This is a genomic window from Ruegeria sp. CH5, assembly GCF_056537025.1.
On the sequence record NZ_JBQFQT010000001.1, the window covers coordinates 366,680 to 384,655 of the forward strand.

Sequence of the window (17,976 nt, forward strand, 5' to 3'; positions counted from 1 at the left end):
CTGTTTCATGCAAAGGGTTTGGGTCACGATTGGTTTCCTGTTCGCGGTCGCGCTGTTGTCGGCAGCCGTCTGGTCTTATGGGTACCGGCAGGCGCTCTCTCAGCTAAGCGAGAAAGCCGAAGCCGATCTGGAGTTGGCGTCGGATCGTCTGAGCACTCAGTTGCAGGTCTATCAGGAACTTGCGGTACTGATGGCCGAGCATCCGGCACTGCGGGCGTTGGACACCAGCGACCGGCGGCGGGCGGCGCAGGCGCTTCTGCTGGAGGTCGCGGACAAGACCTCGGCTGTGGATGTACTTTATGCGGACAAGACCGGGCGCGTTCTGGCCGCTGCGCGGGACGTGGTGAATGGCAACATGGCCGACCAGCCCGCGTTTCAACGCGCGCTACACGGCGCTCTTGGCAGTTCGCACGGGGTTTTGCGCGACACTGGAAACCGGATCTATTCCTATGCGGCGCCTGCGTTTTCCAAAGATGGTCAGGTAACCGGTGCCCTGATGGTCATCGCGGATGTCGAAGACGTTGAAAGCACGTGGCGCGGCAGTACCGAGGCGGTGTTCTTCGTGGATCGTGCTGGCTCGGTCTTCATTTCCAACCGGTCCGAACTGCTGTTCTGGCAACGTCGGCCGGGACAGATCGGCTTGCAGCCTGCTGATGGCAAGCCGGGCGCGTTTTCGTCTACGCGCATGGGCCCGCACGAACTATGGTCGATCGGCTGGAGCCCGTACCTTCCGGATCGTGCCCTGCACCTGACCCGCGATCTGCCGGTAATCGGAATGACCGGCGAAGTCTTGATGGATGTGACGCCGGCACGACGGCTGGCCGGACTGCAGGCTGCCGCGGTCGCGGCGATCTGCCTAGCTTTTGGCGCGTTGCTTTTTTTGGCGACCGAACGGCGGCGTACGTTGGCCGAAGCCAATGCGGTGCTGGAGAGCCGGGTGGCCCAGCGGACCCGCGCTTTGACGGCCGCAAACGTGGCGCTGCGCCGCGAGGTCGCCGAGCGGCAAGAGGCCGAAGCGGCGTTGAAACGCGCTCAGGACGATCTGGTTCAGGCCGGCAAGCTGAGCGCTCTGGGGAAAATGTCGGCAGGCATCAGCCACGAATTGAATCAGCCGCTGATGGCGATCCGGCAATACGCCGACAATGGCACGGCCTTTCTGGCGCAGGGCAAGCCTGAAAAGGCCCGCGAAAACCTGGGGCGTATCTCGGACATGGCTGCCCGTATGGCGCGCATTATCAAGAACTTGCGAGCCTTTGCCCGCAATGAGAGCGAGCCGATGGGCAAGGTCGATCTGGTTCAGGTGCTCAATACGGCCGTCGAACTGACTGACGGTCGGTTGCGCTCGGACGGGGTCACGTTGATCTGGCAGCCGCCCAATGCACCTGTCTTTGCCTGGGGCGGAGAGGTGCGGCTGGTGCAGGTCTTCGTCAATCTGATCACCAATGCCGCCGACGCGATGACCGGTCGGGAAACCCGAAGCCTGACGATCACGCTGACCCGTGGCGAGCGGTTGATGGTCGCGGTGCGCGATACCGGCCCGGGCATTCAGGATCCCGATCGCGTTTTTGAGCCGTTCTACACAACCAAAACCGTTGGCACATCCGAGGGAATGGGCCTTGGCCTTTCGATCTCATACGGTCTGGTCCAGAGTTTCGGAGGAGAGATACGCGGCGCGAACATGCCCGACGGAGCAGAATTCACCGTCGAGTTGGAACCATTTGAGAAGGAAGCCGCGGCATGATCCGAACGGTTCTATTGGTCGATGATGACGCCGCCGTGCGCGAGGCGCTGGCCCAGACTCTGGAACTTGCGGACTATTCCGTAATTCCCGCTGGATCGTTTGTGGCTGCCAAAGACCATATCCGGGAAGATTTCCCAGGTGTGATTGTCTCGGATATTCGGATGCCGGGGCGGGATGGGTTTCATCTTCTGTCCTATGCCCGCGAGGTCGACTCGGAGTTGCCGGTCGTTCTGCTGACCGGCGAAGGCGACATACCGATGGCGGTGCAGGCTATGGGGCAGGGCGCGTTCGACTTTCTTGAGAAGCCCTGCGCCGCCGCCGATCTGCTTGCGGTTCTGAGCCGTGCATTTGCCGCGCGCAGTCAGGTATTGGACCACCGGGCAGCCAAGCGCGAACTGGAGAAGGGCGATCCTGCGGCCCGCTTGTTGTTCGGTTTGTCACCGCAGGCTGATGCATTGCGGAACAGGGTGCGCAGCGTTGCCCCAACTCAGGCCGAAGTTCTGGTCACCGGACCGCCCGGCAGCGGTATTTCGAAAGTCGCGGAAGTCATCCATTTGATGTCACCCCGCGCGCAGGGGCCGTTCGTTAAGCGCCCGGCGTCAGGTCTGGGAGCGGATGCCCTGCAGGCGATATGCAAGGATGCGGCAGCCGGATCGTTGTTTCTGGATGAAGTCTCGGCCATGCCCGAGTCGACGCAATATGCGGCCCTGGAGATGATCGAAAACGGGCCCGGGGTCCGCATCATCGCCGGAACAACCGCGGATCTGGCCGAGATGGCGGCCGAGGGTCGTTTCAACGCAGATTTGTTCTATCGGTTGGACGTGATGCGGGTGCGCGTACCGTCTTTGGCCGAACGCCCCGAGGACATCCCGGTGATCTTTCGCCACTACGTCGCCCAGGCGGCCGAGCAGGCCGGGATCGCGGTACCTGATGTCTCGTCCGAACACTTGGCGTCATTGATGGCACGGGACTGGCCCGGCAACGCGCGTTCACTGATGTCAGCTGCGATGCGTTTTGTTCTGGGGATGCCCGAGGATGTTGCCGCCGCGGCCGATCTTGGGCTGAACGAACAGATGGCGCGCGTTGAGCGCTCGTTGCTGATTGCGGCCTTGGGTCGTCACAACGGAAGGGCGTCGGATGCGGCCAAGTCCCTGAAACTGCCGCGCAAGACGTTCTACGACAAATTGGCCCGCTACGGCATACGCCCTGAAGACTATCGGCGCTGACGCGGAACGATTCGCCCGATGATTCGATGTATGTGCGGTTTTTCGCACACTCGCGCATTTGGGTGTGCGGTTTCCCGCACAAATGTCTGCGATAACAAAATGCTCATTGCGGATGTTCTATTTAAGCCAATGAAAAGTAATTAGAAAATCTGTATTCTGCCAGTCGTTCTCGAATTGTTGAACGGTGTCCTTTGATTCGTTTCACTCTTGCGCATCCGGCATCCGCATGGATGTCAAAGGAAGTTTCTTTGGAAGTCTGGGAGGAAAAGACAGATGAAATTCCTGGCAACAGCCGCCACCGCGCTTGCGCTTTCCGTTACCGCAACAGCGGGCTTCGCTGCCTGCGACGATGGCGAGATCGTCGTCAAGTTCGCGCATGTGACGAACACCGACAAGCACCCCAAGGGCATCGCCGCATCGCTGCTCGAGCAGCGCGTGAATGACGAGATGAACGGCGTCATGTGCATGGAGGTCTATCCGAACTCGACCTTGTACAACGACGACAAGGTTCTCGAGGCGATGCTGCAGGGCGACGTGCAACTGGCCGCCCCGTCGCTGTCGAAGTTCGAGAAGTTCACCAAGCAGTTCCGTCTGTTCGACCTGCCGTTCATGTTCAAGAACATCGACGCGGTTGATGCGTTCCAGGCCTCGGCGGATGGCCAGGCAATGAAGGATAGCATGCAGCGCCGCGGCCTGCAGGGTCTGGCGTTCTGGCACAACGGCATGAAGCAGATGTCGGCCAACAAGCCGCTGATCGATCCTTCGGACGCCAACGGACTGAAATTCCGCGTTCAGTCTTCGGACGTGCTGGTTGCGCAGATGGAAGCCATCGGCGGCAGCCCGCAGAAAATGGCCTTCTCGGAAGTCTATGGTGCTCTGCAGCAGGGCGTTGTGGACGGTCAGGAGAACACCTGGTCGAACATCTACGGCAAGAAGTTCTTCGAAGTTCAGGATGGCATCACCGAAACCAACCACGGCATCATCGACTATCTGGTCGTGACTTCGGTCGACTGGCTGGACAGCCTGGATCCGGAGGTGCGCGAGCAGTTCCTGACGATCCTGGCCGAGGTGACCGAAGAGCGCAACAAAGAGGCGTTTGCGGTTAACGAAAAGGCCAAGCAGGCCATCATCGACGCGGGCGGAACGATCCGCGAGCTGACACCCGAGCAGCGTCAGGCCTGGGTCGACGCGATGAAGCCGGTTTGGGACAAGTTCTCCGGTGACGTCGGTCAGGACAAGATCGACGCCGCTCAGGCGATCAACGCCGGGTTCTGATCCGACACGCAGGTGTGCTCCGACGGTCGCAAGCCCGCCGGAGCACATACCAGGTGGGCCCAATCGCGCCCGCCACCTCGATAAATCAACAAAAATGGGGACAGAAAGATGTCTGGTGCGAAAACCGGCCCCGGTGGGCTGGTCGACCGAATCGAAGAAACCCTGATCGCGTTGCTTCTTGGCCTGATGACGGCCGTGACCTTTGCCAACGTGATTGCGCGTTTCGTCTTCAACTCCAACATCCTTTGGGCGCTAGAGCTGACCGTATTCACCTTCGGATGGCTGGTATTGCTGGGGGCGTCCTACGCCGTCAAGAAGCACGCGCATTTGGGGGTGGATGCCATCCTGAACATGCTGCCACCAGCACCGCGCAGGGTACTGGCACTGATCGCGGTGGGGTGCTGCCTCGTATTCTCGCTGCTGCTGCTGAAAGGGTCCTACGATTACTGGGCGGTCTTTGCCGACCTGCCTCCGACCTCTGGACGCTGGTTCCCCACGGGCTTTGATTTTGACGCTCGTAGTCAGAGCTTCTACGAGGTGGACGACATCCCCATGGTCGCGCCGCTTCGGTTCCTCGAAGACCTCATCAACTATGGCGAGTACTACGAGAAGCTGCCCAAGGTCGTGCCGTATTTCGTTCTGCCGCTGTCGATGCTGCTGCTGGTGATCCGCTTTGCCCAGGCAGGGCTGCAGATCCTGCGCGGTGAGGCCGACCGTATTGTCGCAAGCCACGAGGTTGAGGACGAGATCGAAGAAGTCCGGGCCCTTCAGGGAGAACACGACTGATGGATGTAGTACTACTTTTTGCCATGGTCGTGGGCCTGCTGCTGATCGGCGTTCCGATCGCGGTCGCCCTAGGGCTGAGCTCGACCCTGTTTCTTCTGATCTACTCGGACAGCTCGCTGGCTTCGGTTGCCGGGACCCTGTTCGAGGCGTTCGAGGGCCACTTTACCCTGCTGGCCATCCCGTTCTTCATCCTTGCATCGTCCTTCATGACGACCGGAGGGGTGGCACGGCGGATCATTCGGTTCTCGATCGCCTGCGTTGGTCACCTGCCTGGCGGTCTGGCAATCGCGGGCGTGTTCGCATGTATGCTGTTCGCCGCGCTGTCAGGATCGTCCCCGGCCACCGTTGTTGCGATCGGTTCGATCGTGATCGCCGGTATGCGGCAGGTCGGCTATTCCAAGGAATTCGCAGCTGGCGTGATCTGTAACGCCGGTACGCTGGGTATCCTGATCCCGCCGTCGATCGTTATGGTTGTCTACGCGGCCGCGGTCGAAGTCTCGGTCGGCAGGATGTTCCTGGCCGGTGTCATTCCGGGGCTCATGGCCGGGTTCATGCTGATGGTCACAATCTATGTGATGGCCAAGGTCAAGAACCTGCCGAAAGGTGATTGGAAAGGCTGGGGCGAGATATTTGCGTCGGCACGCGAGGCCGGTTGGGGTCTGTTCCTGATCGTCATCATCCTGGGCGGCATCTACGGCGGTATCTTCACGCCGACCGAAGCAGCGGCGGTCGCGGCTGTATACGCCTTCTTCATTGCCAGCTTCGTCTACAAGGACATGGGGCCACTCAGCACCCAGGATGGTGAGCAAAACCTCTCGCTTGCGAAAAAGCCGCTGGCGCTGATCACGGCCTTTTTCCACCCCGACACCAAACATACGCTGTTTGAGGCTGGCAAGCTGACGGTCACCCTGCTTTTCGTCATCGCCAACGCGCTGATCCTCAAGCATGTTCTGACCGATGAGCAGGTGCCGCAACATATTGCCGGCGCGATGCTGTCGGCGGGTTTGGGGCCGATCACTTTTCTGATCGTGGTCAACGTGATCCTTCTGATCGGCGGTCAGTTCATGGAGCCCTCGGGCCTGCTGGTTATCGTGGCGCCGCTGGTGTTTCCGATTGCCATCGAACTGGGCATCGACCCGATCCATCTGGGCATCATCATGGTGGTGAACATGGAAATCGGGATGATCACGCCTCCGGTCGGTCTGAACCTGTTCGTTACGTCGGGCGTCGCGGGAATGCCGATGATGGCCGTCGTGCGCGCGGCACTGCCGTTCCTGGCCGTTCTGTTCGTCTTCTTGATCATGATCACGTATATCCCGTGGCTGTCGACGGTGTTGCCGAATACCTTCATGGGCCCCGAGATCATTACGAACTAGACCATTGCGTTCGATCCGAACCGGGCTACCGGTTCGGATCACTTTTGCGCGGCCGGCTGGCATCTGACGGGCCGCTACGCTGAATGGCCGGGCTTGAACTCACCACCGGTTCTTCCCACATACTGACCGAGGACGACCTCCCCACCATGGGTGATCATTCGGGACGACCCGAAGCTGATAGAGGTGTCCCGATGTCCTGGATCTTTCTTCTTTTTGCCGGTTTGCTGGAAATCGTCTGGGCAGTTGCCATGAAGCAGTCTGCTGGGTTCACGCGGCTCTGGCCGACCGTTGTCATGGGGGGCGCGATGGCCGGTTCGTTCGGTTTGCTGGCCCTGGCCATGCGTTCCTTGCCACTGGGAACCGCCTACGTGCTGTGGACGGGTATTGGCGCGGTCGGTGCGTTCTTGGTTGGTGTGATGTTTCTGGGCGAGGCACTGACCCCGCTGCGTGTCATCGCAGCGACGCTGATCGTGTCCGGCATGGTCGCAATGAAACTTGCGTGACCGGCCCGTTGTTGACGCAGGCACCCGCGGTGGGCAGGCTGGAACCATCCTGACCACCGCAACCAACGAGTGCCGCAACATGCTGACCGATGACGACAAGCGCCTGATGCGCGTTGCCTACCAAGAAGCCAAAGCCGGTTTCAATGAGGGCGGTTGCCCGATCGGATCTGTATTGGCTCGGAACGGCACGATCATCTCGCGGGGCCGAAACCAAAGGGTTCAGCAGGGGGATCCGATCGCCCATGGCGAGATGGATGCACTGCGCAAGGCAGGCCGGCAGAAGACGTACCGAGATACCGTTCTGTATACCACCCTGTCTCCGTGCATGATGTGCGCCGGAACGATCGTTCAGTTCGGCATCCCACGCGTGGTCATCGGTGACACGGAAAACTTCGGCGGCAACGAAGACTTCCTGCGCGATCATGGGCTCGAGGTTGTTTTGGCCGAAGACCCGGACTGCATTGCCCTGATGTGCAGGTTCGTGACCGAACAGCCTGAGCTTTGGGCCGAGGACATCGCGGACTGAGTGTGCGTGGACCGGTCAGGCCTGTTCCAGCGCTGAAATGATGCCCGAGAAATCGCGTGCCTTCAGGCTTGCACCGCCGACCAGCGCGCCGTCCACGTTTGACACTCCGAAAATCTCCGCCGCGTTGTCCGGCTTGACCGAACCGCCATAGAGCAAACGAACCGACCGGCCGACACCTTCGCCAAATCGCCGTTCAAGTCTGGCGCGAATGAAATCGTGGACTTCTCCGATTTCTTCCAAGGTGGGAACCTTGCCGGTGCCGATGGCCCAGATCGGTTCATAAGCCACGACGAGGTTCTCTCCGGTAGCAAGATCCGGGATCGATCCGGACAACTGTCCGCCAATGATATCGAGCGTATTGGCCGCTTCGCGCTGTTCAAGGCTTTCGCCGACGCAGATGATTGCGGTCAGGCCCGCGTTCATGGCTGCCCGGGCCTTGGCGCGGATATCGTCGTCTTTCTCGCCGTGGTCTTCTCGCCGTTCCGAATGCCCGACGATTACGCTGGTCGCGCCGGCGTCTTTCAGCATCTCGGCGCTCAGATCACCCGTATGGGCGCCCGAAACTTCGGCGTGGCAATCCTGTCCGCCGATGGCGACGCCCGAGCCTTGCACGGCTTGTGCGGCCCGGTGGATCAGAGTTGCCGGAGGGCAGATCAGAATATCGACCGTCGGAGAAGGGTGCGTCGCAGTCAGCGTGTCCAACTCGGAAAGAGCAGCCCCGGTTCCGTTCATTTTCCAGTTTCCGGCTGCCAGTCTGCGTCGCATAGCGGGGTCTCCGTGATCTTTCGTGCGTTTCTATCCAGTTAGCACCCGGATCAAGGTCTGACAATTGCGCTTGGGTGGCTGCGCGCGAGCGAGTCGCGCGACGGATCGATCTGGGTGGACTCAAACGGACGGTGCAGGCGGCAATTCACCTGCCCACAAACGTTGCAGGCTTTAGGTGACTCAGCGCTGTTCGGCCAGGTTTTCGTCGAACTTGATCGACTCGCCGCAGCCACAGGCATCGACGACATTGGGATTCTTGAACTTGAACCCGGATTCCAGCAGCGAGACCTCGTAGTCGATCTCGGTTCCGAACAGAAACATCTGAGCCATCGGAGCGATCATGACCCGCGCCCCATCCTGTTCGACCACTTCGTCATGCGGATCCGGCTGATCGACATACTCCATGGTATATTCCATACCGGCGCAGCCACCTTTCTTGACGCCAATCCGCAGACCGGCATGGCCGCCCGACGTCATCAGGCGGAGGATCTGCTCTGCAGCTTTGGGCGTCATCGTCACGGCCTGTTTGCCGGGAATGCCGAACATCGTCGTCTCCATTTTCGCGCGTTATACCTAATCTAAGGCCCCGAGGGCCCGGGCTCAAGAGAGCGCAGAGCCACAAGTTTGCTCATCGCCGGTTTTGACCGTACCGTACGGGCAGAGGGCAGGGTTTGCCGATGAGATCGAATTGACAGCAGAACAAGGTGGGTTTCGATGATGTTGCGGATTTCAAATAAGATTGGCTTGTGCCGGCAGGTTGCGTTTCTGGCTCTTCTGGTGGCCGGCAGTGCCGTTCATGCAGCGGGCGATCACAAGCGGCACCCGGTGAATTGCTCGACCGCCGAAGGCGACCTGCGTGCAATTGCGGCGGAAAAGAAACACGCCGAGGATCAGCAGGCGGAAAGTGTGGTCGCGATCACGCCGGCCGGGGCGCTGCTTGGATTGATCTCTGGAACAGAACAGAAGCGGTTGCAGATGCTGTCGGGTGACTATGTCAAGAAGCTGGACGACCGCGCCGCCGAGATCAAAGCGCAGTGCAACGTGAAGTGAGTGCACCTCAGCGAGTAAAATAGGGCCGCTCTCGGGCAAGAGCGGCCCAGTATTGCGGAGCCTCGGCAGGGGGGGCGGTAGACGCTCCAACGTGGTCGCCATTGACTGCTGGGGCGATATTTGAGTTGCCGAGTTCCTCTGACGGGTCCGACTGCGAAGCCCGCGTTGTACTTGTTACGCAGCAACGTAACGGTTCGACGACCGATCCGTGACAGCTGGGTTTCAGGTTTGTGACAATTCCCGTGCGTTCAGTGCGGCAGGCCCTTACATGAAGCCAAGTTCCAGCCGGGCTTCGTCGGACATCATCTCCATGCCCCAGGGTGGTTCCCAGGTCAGTTCGACATCCACCTCCTTAACTCCGGCAACAGGCTCGATGGCCTCGACGATCCAGCCTGGCATATCACCGGCCACCGGGCAGCCCGGAGCGGTCAGGGTCATGATGACTTTGACTGCGTTGTCGCTGCTGATGTCGATCGTGTAGATCAGTCCAAGGTCATAGATATTGACCGGAATTTCAGGATCATAGACAGTCCTGCAGGCCTCGACCACGGATTCGTACAGAGGGTGCTCAACGGTCGAAGGCGCAATCAGGGGCGTGCCTTCAAGCTGTTCGCTGGGGTGGGTCATGAATGCCTCGGGTTGTTACCTGAGCAATTATATAGGGAAAGCTGAAGGCAGCGTCCAGAGGGGGTAGGGCGCCCCGCTACAGGGCGCCGCACCGCTCAGTCGTTGATGTCATGGTCAAACGTCCTGACTTGCCCATGTGGCAGCGCGAACATGCGCCGCAGAACGAGCCATGCGATCAACGACAAGGTGGCGAAGATCAAAAGCAGGACGGGCAGGTTCGGCGCCAAGCCGGGGATGACCAGAAGGATGCCGGTGATAGCCGCGCCGATAGCGAAGCCAAGGAAGATGAAACCCGGCAAGGCCACTTCCAGAATGCCCAGCGCCAGTGCGGCTGCCAGCCATACCCACCATGTCAGCCAGAACGGATCTGCCATCATTTGCCTCCCTTGAGCATTTTGAAGGCATCGCCAAACGCTTCAAGCGCATTTGCGGGCACGACGATCGTCTGGCTGCCTCCGCTTTTGCCCATCGCATTCAATGCCTCAACTTGTTTCAGCGCAACTTGATACTGGGCGGCTTCGATCCCGTTGTCTTGGATGGCTTTTGCGACGACGCCAGTTGCATATGCTTCAGCATCCGCCTGAACGCGACGCGCCTTGGCGGCCTGTTCCGCCGCGTACAGCTCGGCGTCGGCCTGGAGTTCGACCGCGCGTTTCTGGCCCTCGGCTTCGGTTACCTGAGCGCGACGTGCGCGTTCGGCATTCAACTGCTGAAGCATGGCGTCGCGGGTCGCCTGATCCAGGTTCACGTCCAGAATTTCGGCGCGGGTTACCTCGATCCCCCAGTCGTCAACCGCGGTTTCGACGCTTTCTTGAATCCGTTCAATCAGTTGCGCGCGATTTGACTGAACCTCGTCCAGGTCCATTTTGCCGATTTCGGCCCGCACGATACCAGCAACGGTCGTTGCGATGGCGCCGTCGACGTCGCGAATGCGGTAGACGGTCTTTTCCGGCTCGAGGATACGGTAGAAGACCGATGTATCGATCTGCACCAACACATTGTCTTTGGTGATCGCGTCCTGCGTCGCATTGGGCAGCTGACGTTCCAAGATGGATATCTTGTGGCGCGCAACGTCAAGAAAAGGAACGATAAAGTTGATCCCGGGCCCCAGCACAGAGTGGAGGCGTCCAAACCGTTCGACCACATATTTCTCGGATTGTGGAACGATCTTGATACCCTTGAGAATGATGACGACGACCAAAGCCGCCCCAAGCAGGTAGATGATGTTCGATGATAGCAGTCCGATGATCTGGTCTTCGGTCATTTCTGTCCTCATTTTTTGTGTACAATGGTATACACTTGGGGATTGAAGGGCTGAATTTCAACTCAGCTATGAAATGAACCGAACAGGATATCCATGCAAGGTAATTGGGACAAAGCACGGAGATTTCGGGTTGTGGCTGCTTTGCATCCGCCGTTGATTGCGCTATCGGGGCGAAATGAAACTGATTATAGACACAGACCCCGGCATCGACGATGCCATGGCGATCGCCTACGCCGCCGCCGCTCCGGAAATTGACCTGATCGGCCTGACTACGGTTTTCGGCAATACGCATGTCCAGCAGTCCAGCCGGAACGCGCGGTTTCTGGCTCACAAGCTTGGGCTGGACATACCTGTAGCGCAGGGCGCAGCGTTTCCATGGGAAGCTGATGCGCACACGCCCTCTCGGCACGTGCATGGGGATGAGGGTTTTGGCGATGTAATCGACGTGCCCGAGATCGGCGCGAACCACGACCTGAGCGCAGCCGAGTTTCTGGTCGAGATGGCCCGGCGCTACAAGAAGGACCTAACGGTGTGCGCGGTTGGGCCGCTGACCAACATTGCCAATGCGATGCGTCTGGATCCGGATTTCGCTGAGAACATCGGCCAATTGGTCATCATGGGCGGAGCAGTCTTCTGTCCTGGCAACATCACCGAACACGCCGAGGCGAATATCTATCACGATGTCAAAGCTGCAGACGAGGTGTTTGCCCAGCCCGCTCCGACGGTTCTGGTGGGTCTGGATGTGACCCTGAGAACGCTCTATCGCGCGGCTGATTTCGGGGAACTGGCGCGACGCGCGCCTGAAATCGGTGGATTTCTGAACGATATCTCTCAGTTCTATCTGAATTTCTACCGCGATGTCGCCGGGTTGGATGGCTGCGGTCTGCATGACTCGACCGCAGTCATCGCCTGTTCGCACCGTGCGATGTTCGAAATTCAAGAAACAGGTTTGAAAGTGGTAACCGAAGGGCCCGAGGTTGGGGCAACCCGGCCGGACCCGTCTCGCCCACCATTGCAGGTGTGTTGTGACGTCGTTGGTCAGCAGGTGGTGGACCTGTTCACGCAAAGGGTTGCCAGCTTGCCCTGACGGGTTGCAATGGCCGGGCAGATCGGGCAAATCCTGCCCGGTTCAGCGACCCGAGGCGATGACATGACCCAGCGTTTCTCATTCGAATTGAAGGCCACCGACGGCAAGGCTCGCACCGGCGTTATCCACACGCCGCGGGGCGAGGTGCGCACGCCTGCCTTCATGCCCGTGGGCACCGCCGCGACGGTCAAGGCGATGATGCCCGAAAGCGTGCGTGCGACCGGGGCGGACATCCTGTTGGGCAACACCTATCACCTGATGCTGCGGCCCACGGCCGAACGGATCGACCGTCTGGGCGGGCTGCACAAATTCATGAACTGGGAGCGCCCGATCCTGACCGACTCGGGCGGGTTTCAGGTGATGTCCCTGGCGGGTCTGCGCAAGCTGACCGAAAAGGGCGTGACCTTCAAATCGCATATCGACGGGTCCAAACACGAGCTGACACCCGAGCGGTCGATGGAGATCCAGCGTTTGCTGGGATCGGACATCGTGATGTGTTTCGACGAATGTCCTGCCTTGCCTGCCGACCGCGATCGGATCGCCGAGTCGATGCGCCTGTCGATGCGGTGGGCCGAACGGTCCCGCGAGGCCTTTGGCGATCGGCCCGGCCATGCGCTGTTCGGGATCATGCAGGGCGGGTTGGAGCGCGACCTGCGCGAGGAAAGCGCCGAGGCGCTGAAGGCCATCGGGTTCGAGGGATATTCCGTTGGTGGACTCGCGGTGGGCGAGGGGCAGGAGGCCATGTTCGACTGTCTGGATTATGCGCCCGATTTCCTGCCAACCGACAAGCCGCGCTATCTGATGGGCGTGGGCAAGCCCGACGACATCGTGGGCGCGGTGGCGCGCGGGATCGACATGATGGATTGCGTGCTGCCGTCGCGCTCGGGACGGACGGGGCAGGTGTTCACCCGCCGCGGGGTCGTGAACATCAAGAACGCCCGCCACGCCGACGATCCGCGTCCGCTGGACGAACAGTGCACGTGCCCAGCCTGCTCGAATTACTCGCGCGCCTACCTGCACCATGTATTCCGGGCCAACGAAATGATTTCGGGCATGCTGCTGACCTGGCACAATCTGCATTATTTCCAAGAGATCATGCAGTGCATGCGGGACGCCATCGCCGCCGGTGCATTCGAGGTCTGGCAGGCCGAGTTCCATGCGCAGCGGGCGCTGGGTGATATCGAGCCGCTCTAACGGGCGTGTTGGGCGACCCAAGTCAAAATCAGTGGATATGTTGCCGCGATGCCTTGCAGTCGGGGAAACCTCGGGCCATTCTGATTTGTACAGGTAAGGCGACGAGGTTGAAATGGGGCGGTCCGCGCCCCACCTTTATCGTCCGAGAAAGGAGATGGCCGACGGCTGCCTGAAACAGGGGTCAGTGCCATCTTGCCAATGATAAGGATAGAGCATGCAAGAGCCTCTTAATTCCTCATACCCCGTTCTGCCGCTGCGCGACATTGTCGTGTTTCCGCACATGATCGTCCCGCTGTTCGTGGGGCGTGAAAAGTCGGTGCGCGCGCTGGAAGAGGTGATGCAGGATGACAAGCAAATTCTGCTGTCCAGTCAAGTTGACCCTTCCGTCGACGACCCGACCCAGGACGGTATCTACCGCAGCGGCGTTCTGGCAAATGTCCTGCAGCTGCTCAAGCTGCCCGATGGCACGGTCAAAGTGCTGGTCGAAGGGCAGGCACGCGTCAAGATTTCGGAGTTCATTGAGAATGAAGAGTTCTTTGAGGCCCGCGCCGAATACCTGACCGAGATCCCCGGCGACGTTACGACGACGCAGGCGCTTTTGCGCACTGTCGCCGATGAGTTCGAGCGGTACGCCAAGGTTCGCAAGAACATCCCGGAAGAAGCCCTGACTGCAGTCAGCGAGACAACCGATCCGGCGAAACTGGCCGATTTGGTTTCGGGTCACCTTGGCATCGAGGTCGAACAGAAGCAGGACCTGCTGGAAACGCTCAGCATCAGCGAGCGTCTGGAAAAGGTCTATGGCCTGATGCAGGGCGAGATGTCGGTTCTTCAGGTCGAGAAGAAGATCAAGACCCGCGTCAAGTCGCAGATGGAGAAGACCCAGCGCGAATACTATCTGAATGAGCAGATGAAGGCCATTCAGAAGGAGCTGGGCGATGGTGAGGACGGCGCGAACGAGATCGCCGAGCTGGAAGCCAAGATCGCCGAGACCAAGCTTTCGAAAGAAGCCCGCGAAAAGGCGGAAGGCGAGCTGAAAAAGCTCAAGAACATGTCGCCGATGTCGGCCGAAGCGACAGTGGTGCGCAACTATCTGGATTGGATCCTGTCGCTGCCTTGGGGCACCAAGTCTCGGGTCAAGAAAGACCTTGGCCGGGCGCAGCAGATCCTCGATGCCGATCACTATGGCCTCGAAAAGGTCAAGGAACGGATCGTCGAGTATCTGGCGGTTCAGCAGCGCTCGAAGAAGTTGAAAGGCCCGATCATGTGCCTTGTCGGCCCTCCGGGCGTGGGCAAGACCTCGCTTGGGAAGTCGGTCGCCAAGGCCACGGGGCGCGAGTTCATCCGCATCTCGTTGGGTGGGGTGCGCGATGAATCCGAGATCCGCGGCCACCGCCGGACCTATATCGGCTCGATGCCCGGCAAGATCATCCAAGCGCTGAAAAAGGCGAAAACCACGAACCCGCTGATCTTGCTCGATGAAATCGACAAGATGGGGCAGGATTTCCGTGGTGATCCGGCTTCGGCCATGCTCGAGGTGCTGGACCCGGAACAGAACAGCACGTTCATGGACCACTATCTTGAGGTCGAATACGACCTGTCCAACGTGATGTTCCTGACCACGTCCAACAGCTACAACATGCCTGGGCCGCTTCTGGACCGGATGGAGATCATTCCGCTGGCCGGCTACACCGAGGACGAAAAGCGCGAGATCGCAAAGCAGCATCTGATCTCCAAGCAGGTGAAGAACCACGGGCTGAAAGCCAAAGAGTTCGAACTGACCGATGAGGCGCTGACCGCGATCATCCGCACCTATACCCGCGAGGCCGGTGTGCGGAATCTTGAGCGCGAGATTGCCAAGGTGGCGCGCAAATCGTTGACCCGGATCATCAAGAACGAGACCGACCGGGTTGTCGTGACGGCTGAGAACCTGCACGAATTCCTGGGTGTGCCCAAGTTCCGTTACGGTTTGGCTGAACAGGATGATCAGGTCGGCGTTGTGACCGGTCTGGCCTGGACCTCGGTCGGTGGCGACCTGCTGCATATCGAGGCGTTGAAGCTGCCAGGCAAGGGTCGGATGAAGACCACAGGCAAGCTGGGCGATGTGATGAAGGAATCCATCGACGCGGCTTCGTCTTATGTGCGGTCGATTTCGCCTCAGATCGGGGTCAAACCGCCGCAGTTCGACAAGATCGACATCCACGTGCACGTGCCTGACGGCGCGACGCCCAAGGATGGACCCAGCGCCGGCCTGGCGATGGTGACTTCGATCGTGTCGGTTCTGACCGGTATCCCGGTCCGCAAGGACATCGCCATGACGGGCGAAGTTTCGCTGCGTGGCAACGCCATGCCGATCGGCGGGTTGAAGGAGAAACTGCTCGCGGCTCTGCGGGGTGGCATCAAGACGGTGCTTATTCCGGAAGAGAACGAGAAGGATTTGGCCGACATCCCCGAAAACGTGAAGGAAGGGCTGGAGATCATCCCGGTCAAGCACGTGTCCGAAGTTCTTGAGCGCGCCTTGGTGCGCAAACCTGAGCCGATCGAATGGGATGAGGCCGCCGAAGAAGCCGCAGCCGCAGCGGCCAAGGCTTCGGATAACAGCGGACCTTCAGCCACGGCGCACTGATCTGAAAACAACGAGAAGGGCGGGGAATAATCCCCGCCCTTTCTGATTCAAAGCCCGATTACAGGTTTTGATGGGTCCAGAACTTCTTCCTCGGCTATGTAGCGCTGGAATTTCTCAGGGGGCAGGGCGGACCGGACTGCGATCCAGAAAATGGTCGATGACAGCAGGGTGCACAACAAGATGTCCCACCCGAACGGGATCAGGTGCAGCGCGCCGTCTCCGAATTGACCAAGAAACGAGATCAACCCAAGTCCGGCCAGATAGGGCGCGAGCCACAAGGCCTGTTTGAGATCCATCTGTTCCAGGCGCCCCCGAAACCGCACCAAAAGCAGGAGCAGTCCGATCAGAAGGGTGATGCCCAGGCGCCAGACCGTATCCCAGCCGCTCCAGTAGACGATCAGAGTTGCAATCGCAAAGGCCAGCATTCCGACAAAACCAACCGCTGGAACGCGGATCGAGCGGGGCCTGTCTGGCAGTAGGCTGCGCAGGCATACAACGGCGATGGGGCCCACGGCGAAGGACAGGACGATCGCTGCCCCGTTCAGGGCGATCACTGTCTCAAAGGGAATGGTCAAAAGGAAAAGAGTGCCAATCACGAAGTTGAGCACCAGCGCCCAGATGGGCACGCCAAATGCCGACAGGTGTTGGATGCGCGCAGGCAGAAACCCGTTCTGCGACAGGGCCATCGCAATACGAGCGTTCGAACCGGTGGCCACGAGGGCGTTTCCGAACGGCCCGATCACCGAGCCGACGTTGAGGATGCTGATGAACCATAATATCCCGACGGACATTATGACCCCGTCCAAAGGGCCCTCTCCGGCAAAACTGAGCTTGGCCCAGCCCTGCACCAGCATCTGAGGGTCGAGCGAGCCGATGAAAGCGATCTGGAGGCCCAGATAGATTGCCGCACACATGATGATCGACAATACAAGCGCCGCCGGAATGTCGAATTTCGGGTTTCGCACCTCGCCTGCCATGTCGACCACATGCCTGAACCCGATGAACGAAAAGATTACCCCACCTGTCGAAACGGCGGCCATTATTCCCTTGAGCCCATACGGTGCGAACCCCTCGGGCTGCGTGAAGTTCTCGGCATTGAAACGTGAAACGATCAGCACCACGGACAACAGGATTGGAATGGCCACTTTTGCGCTTGTTATCATTGTGTTGACACGCGCAAAGAACTTTACGCCCAGCATGTTAATCACGACGAAGAACACCATGAATGCCAAGGCCACAGCCTGTCCGGGCGCGGTCAGGTCACCAGATGGCGCATGCAGCCAGCGTGCATAGGGTGCGAGGTAGGACAGCATTGCCTCGACCTCGATCGGAGCGGTCGTGTTGTACCCGATCCAGGCAGTCCAACCCATCGTCATGGCGACGATATTGCCGTGTGAAAACTGCGGGACCCGAGCGATCCCTCCGGGGATCGGCAACATGGCAGAGATTTCGGCGAATGTGATGGCCAGAATGAACATCGCGACGGCCCCGATTGCCCAGGACAAAACCGCCGCGGGGCCTGCGTGCTGAACGGCCAGAAGCGGCCCAAACAGCCAGCCTGAGCCAATGATTCCTCCGACAGATATGAATGTCAGACCCACCAGGCCGATGTCGCGCTTTAATTCGGCCATGCATGTCCCTGATTGCCATGCCGGTGCTGCACCGACCCGAACTCAAGGATAGACGCCGAGTCTCATCCGTTTCAAGCGTTGAAAAAGAGAGAGAATGGTGGGTGATAAGAGATTTGAACTCCTGACATCTTCGATGTGAACGAAGCGCTCTACCACTGAGCTAATCACCCGTAGGGCGGCGTCTTACAGTGCTTTTTATCCGGCTGCAAGAGGGGAGATGGCTGGAGTTCTTAACCTCTTCAGGCATGAGGATATCCTGCGCCAAGCTGTGAAATCGACACGGTCATTCTGAGGCGCCGGCT

At 59.6% G+C, this 17,976-nt stretch carries 17 protein-coding genes and 1 tRNA gene; 11 read left to right on the forward strand and 7 right to left on the reverse strand.

Features of this window, described 5'->3' with window-relative positions; genetic code table 11:
* Positions 1–7 precede the first annotated feature (7 nt).
* The 7 genes from ACR0JC_RS01755 to ACR0JC_RS01785 all read left to right on the forward strand — a co-directional run bounded on the left by ACR0JC_RS01755 (position 8) and on the right by ACR0JC_RS01785 (position 7,433).
* Positions 8–1,741 carry a sensor histidine kinase gene (locus tag ACR0JC_RS01755; RefSeq protein ID WP_170339399.1) on the forward strand — a complete coding sequence of 578 codons (1,734 nt, stop codon included), beginning with the start codon at positions 8–10 and terminating at the stop codon, positions 1,739–1,741.
* Complete coding sequence (locus tag ACR0JC_RS01760; protein WP_170339397.1) at positions 1,738–2,967, forward strand: sigma-54-dependent transcriptional regulator; 1,230 nt, start codon at positions 1,738–1,740, stop codon at positions 2,965–2,967. The genes ACR0JC_RS01755 and ACR0JC_RS01760 overlap by 4 nt, the downstream gene beginning before the upstream one ends.
* 273 nt (positions 2,968–3,240) lie before the next feature.
* Positions 3,241–4,242: a DctP family TRAP transporter solute-binding subunit gene (locus ACR0JC_RS01765; RefSeq protein WP_170338828.1), complete on the forward strand. Its 1,002-nt coding sequence runs from the start codon at positions 3,241–3,243 to the stop codon at positions 4,240–4,242.
* Between the two features lie 108 nt (positions 4,243–4,350).
* Positions 4,351–5,028, forward strand: coding sequence for a TRAP transporter small permease (locus tag ACR0JC_RS01770; RefSeq protein ID WP_170338826.1), 678 nt, complete (start codon positions 4,351–4,353; stop codon positions 5,026–5,028).
* Positions 5,028–6,404, forward strand: a complete 1,377-nt coding sequence (locus ACR0JC_RS01775; protein WP_170339394.1) for a TRAP transporter large permease — start codon at positions 5,028–5,030, stop codon at positions 6,402–6,404. Before ACR0JC_RS01770 ends, ACR0JC_RS01775 begins: the two co-directional genes overlap by 1 nt.
* 191 nt (positions 6,405–6,595) lie before the next feature.
* Positions 6,596–6,907 carry a DMT family transporter gene (locus ACR0JC_RS01780; protein WP_170340063.1) on the forward strand — a complete coding sequence of 104 codons (312 nt, stop codon included), beginning with the start codon at positions 6,596–6,598 and terminating at the stop codon, positions 6,905–6,907.
* On the forward strand, positions 6,900–7,433 hold the full coding sequence (locus tag ACR0JC_RS01785; protein WP_254430708.1) for a nucleoside deaminase: 534 nt from the start codon (positions 6,900–6,902) through the stop codon (positions 7,431–7,433). Before ACR0JC_RS01780 ends, ACR0JC_RS01785 begins: the two co-directional genes overlap by 8 nt.
* 15 nt (positions 7,434–7,448) lie before the next feature.
* On the opposite strand, the gene tpiA is transcribed toward ACR0JC_RS01785, so the two are convergent.
* Together tpiA and ACR0JC_RS01795 are read right to left on the reverse strand one after the other, a co-directional pair.
* Entirely contained in the window at positions 7,449–8,198 is a 750-nt protein-coding gene (gene tpiA / locus ACR0JC_RS01790) for a triose-phosphate isomerase (protein ID WP_170338818.1), read from the reverse strand.
* A 180-nt stretch (positions 8,199–8,378) separates the two neighbouring features.
* A complete protein-coding gene (locus ACR0JC_RS01795; protein ID WP_170338817.1) occupies positions 8,379–8,744 on the reverse strand; it encodes a HesB/IscA family protein in 366 nt (121 codons plus the stop codon).
* Positions 8,745–8,915: 171 nt separating this feature from the next.
* On the opposite strand from ACR0JC_RS01795, the gene ACR0JC_RS01800 reads away from it, so the two are divergent.
* The gene (locus tag ACR0JC_RS01800; RefSeq protein ID WP_170339391.1) at positions 8,916–9,248 is read left to right on the forward strand and encodes a hypothetical protein; all 333 of its coding nucleotides are present in this window, start codon (positions 8,916–8,918) and stop codon (positions 9,246–9,248) included.
* 264 nt (positions 9,249–9,512) lie between these two features.
* Here the strand turns inward: ACR0JC_RS01800 and ACR0JC_RS01805 are convergent, their stop codons facing one another.
* From ACR0JC_RS01805 to ACR0JC_RS01815, 3 genes are all read right to left on the reverse strand, one after another.
* The gene (locus ACR0JC_RS01805) at positions 9,513–9,875 is read right to left on the reverse strand and encodes an SUF system Fe-S cluster assembly protein (RefSeq protein ID WP_170339389.1); all 363 of its coding nucleotides are present in this window, start codon (positions 9,873–9,875) and stop codon (positions 9,513–9,515) included.
* 95 nt (positions 9,876–9,970) lie between these two features.
* A complete protein-coding gene (locus ACR0JC_RS01810; RefSeq protein ID WP_093962948.1) occupies positions 9,971–10,249 on the reverse strand; it encodes an NfeD family protein in 279 nt (92 codons plus the stop codon).
* Complete coding sequence (locus ACR0JC_RS01815) at positions 10,249–11,139, reverse strand: SPFH domain-containing protein (protein WP_170338815.1); 891 nt, start codon at positions 11,137–11,139, stop codon at positions 10,249–10,251. The genes ACR0JC_RS01810 and ACR0JC_RS01815 overlap by 1 nt, the downstream gene beginning before the upstream one ends.
* A 175-nt stretch (positions 11,140–11,314) precedes the next feature.
* Between ACR0JC_RS01815 and ACR0JC_RS01820 the strand changes: the two genes are divergently transcribed.
* The 3 genes from ACR0JC_RS01820 (at position 11,315) to lon (ending at position 16,043) form a co-directional block, all read left to right on the forward strand.
* The gene (locus ACR0JC_RS01820) at positions 11,315–12,226 is read left to right on the forward strand and encodes a nucleoside hydrolase (protein WP_480763082.1); all 912 of its coding nucleotides are present in this window, start codon (positions 11,315–11,317) and stop codon (positions 12,224–12,226) included.
* Positions 12,227–12,289: 63 nt separating this feature from the next.
* Positions 12,290–13,420: a tRNA guanosine(34) transglycosylase Tgt gene (gene tgt / locus ACR0JC_RS01825; protein WP_170339385.1), complete on the forward strand. Its 1,131-nt coding sequence runs from the start codon at positions 12,290–12,292 to the stop codon at positions 13,418–13,420.
* 214 nt (positions 13,421–13,634) lie between these two features.
* Complete coding sequence (lon, locus tag ACR0JC_RS01830; RefSeq protein ID WP_170338810.1) at positions 13,635–16,043, forward strand: endopeptidase La; 2,409 nt, start codon at positions 13,635–13,637, stop codon at positions 16,041–16,043.
* A 47-nt stretch (positions 16,044–16,090) separates the two neighbouring features.
* Here the strand turns inward: lon and ACR0JC_RS01835 are convergent, their stop codons facing one another.
* Both ACR0JC_RS01835 and ACR0JC_RS01840 read right to left on the reverse strand, forming a co-directional pair.
* Positions 16,091–17,674, reverse strand: coding sequence for an APC family permease (locus ACR0JC_RS01835; protein ID WP_170339383.1), 1,584 nt, complete (start codon positions 17,672–17,674; stop codon positions 16,091–16,093).
* Between the two features lie 95 nt (positions 17,675–17,769).
* Positions 17,770–17,844 (reverse strand) — tRNA-Val (locus ACR0JC_RS01840).
* Between the last annotated feature and the right edge of the window lie 132 nt (positions 17,845–17,976).